The organism is Mycobacterium sp., from assembly GCF_035603715.1.
In the GTDB taxonomy this organism is placed as follows: domain Bacteria; phylum Actinomycetota; class Actinomycetes; order Mycobacteriales; family Mycobacteriaceae; genus Mycobacterium.
The window spans coordinates 1-2,158 of the sequence record NZ_DATNJW010000512.1 but is presented as its reverse complement, the minus strand read 5'-3'; the positions used below and the strand labels follow the sequence as shown (position 1 = coordinate 2,158).

The 2,158-nt window shown below is 64.3% G+C and carries 2 protein-coding genes and 1 pseudogene; all 3 read right to left on the bottom strand.

What is annotated here, in order from left to right:
• Positions 1-253 (bottom strand): annotated as a pseudogene (locus tag VN856_RS21275) (hypothetical protein); the annotation flags it as partial.
• 27 nt (positions 254-280) lie between these two features.
• Positions 281-1,701 (bottom strand): IS3 family transposase gene (locus VN856_RS21270; protein WP_414687016.1). Its coding sequence is split into 2 segments (ribosomal slippage): positions 281-1,353 and positions 1,353-1,701, totalling 1,422 coding nucleotides; the frame shifts between segments, so codons are not numbered across the junction.
• Positions 1,702-1,889: 188 nt separating this feature from the next.
• A partial coding sequence (locus VN856_RS21265; RefSeq protein ID WP_325692624.1) for a TetR family transcriptional regulator C-terminal domain-containing protein occupies positions 1,890-2,158 on the bottom strand: 269 nt, incomplete at its 5' end.

Sequence of the window (2,158 nt, the reverse complement as noted above, 5' to 3'; positions counted from 1 at the left end):
CAGCCACGGGGCCAGCGCCGTAGTCTAGGCCTCCGGTCTTGGTGGGCTTACACAACCAGTCCGCGATGGAGGCGCCGAGCGGTCGAGTTGCGATGTATGCCCACCAGAAGGCGACGACTCCGTTGAGGTGAAATCGCCAATAGCCCAATGCCGGCACGGCCATGACGATTGCGAACAGCACGATCGATCCGACGAATCCGAAGTGAAGTTGACTGGCGGTCAGGTCGCCGGCGGCGGTCCCGGAATCTGTCAACCTGAACGAGGCGCCGTTGAGCGGTATTTACTGAGTGGCCTCCTTGGTGTCGTCTGGTTTGTTAATCCACGAGCCGCTAGGCAGTTTCGGTGGTTCGGGAGGCTTTTGCACGAACCGTTCTGGGTGTGCGGCGTAGGCGGCGTCGAGCACGCCGGCGCGCTTCTCGCGGGTGATGGCGGCGGTGCCGTAGTGCACGTCGGCGGGAACGTGTAAACCCAGCCCGGTATGGCGATGTTCGTCGTTGTACCAGCCGAAGAAGATCTGGCAGTGCCGACGGGCGGCCTCGATCGAGTCGAACCGGTTGGGGAAGTCGGGCCGATATTTCAACGTCTTGAATTGCGCCTCGCTGAACGGATTGTCGTCGGAGACGTGCGGGCGTGAGTGCGACTGGGTGACGCCGAGGTCGGCGAGCAGGAACGCCACTGGCTTGGAGGTCATCGACGAGCCACGGTCGGCGTGGATGGTCAACTGGTCGCGGCCGATACCCTGCTTGGCGCACGTCTGACGGATCAATACCTCAGCGAGCGCGGCACTTTCGCGACTAGCGACCATCCATCCGACTACGTAACGGGAGAAGATGTCCAAGATCACGTACAGGTAGTACCAGCTCCACTTCGCCGGGCCGCGCAGCTTGGTGATATCCCAACTCCACACCTGGTTCGGCTCGAGGGCGACCAGCTCGGGTTTCACTGTCGCTGGGTGGCTGGCTTGGCGCCGGCGCTCCCGGCTCTCGCCGGCTTGGCGCAGCAGCCGGTAGAAGGTCGAGATTGAGCCGAGGTAGCGGCCTTCGTCGAGCAGGGTGGCCCACACCTCGGTCGGCGAGGTGTCGACGAACCGCTCGCTGTGCAGCTCAGCCAGGATCGCGGCCCGCTCAGTCTCGGACAACGCGCGAGGCTGCGGTCGGTCGGTGTGCGGGATTGGCGCCGGCCGCTGCGGTGACGGGCCGTGCCGGTGTCGGCGGTAATAGCTGGCTTGGGCGACACCGACGACATCGCAGGCGTTGCGTAGGCCGATCTTGGGCTCCAGCTCAGCGACCGCTGTGTCGCTCATTTCGTCGACCCGTTTTCGGGCTCCGCGCTCTCGGAGAGCGTCTCCAAGAGCGCGTGCAGTTTTGCCTGCACGTCCACCACGAAACGGGTCTTGGCCAGCTCCTGCTCCAGTTGCTGTTTTTCGGCCTCCAGCCGGGCGATCCGCTCGGCCTGCGGATCGCGCCGCTTACGTCCGCGCGGAACGGCCAAGCCAGCCAGCGCGCCGGCGTCGCGGGCCTGCCGCCACTGCACAATGTGACTGGAATACAAGCCCTCCCGGCGCAACAGCGCACCCTTCTCGCCTGCAGGAGCAGCGTCGTAAGCGGCCAGGATCTCCAGCTTGTACTTCGCGGTGAACGTCCGGCGCCGGACACGCTCGGGCACCTCAGGGTCGGGACGTTCCGTCCCAGCGTCATTCATCCGACCAGGATCTTCGATCCCGGTCGCTCGGACCAATGCGGTCACCTTGTTCGCCATCTCGGGGAAGCTCTCCATCCCCGCCCTCGGGTCACTAATTGTCAGGGGGGAGGTGCCTCAACCCAGGTTGGCAGAGAGGGAACCCAATCTCGCCTTATGTCGACGACTTGCGCCAGCGCCAGGTTGGAAGATTAGCTCCGCTTCCGCTTCCGCGGGGCAAGAGTGACGGGCTCAGTGGCGAAAGAGTAGATGTATTCGACGGCCCCGTCCAGAGCATCACGCAGCGGCTTTATCGACCGAGTCGCCTGGGTCAACAGTGCCCCACCCTGATGCGCGGTGACCATGAATCGCGCTAGCTGACGAGGGTCGGCGTCGCTGCGCAGTTCGCCGCGTCTGCGCATAGCAGACAATGCGGTGCGAAGCAGCGCTATCCACTCGTCATAAATCGCCGTGATATCTG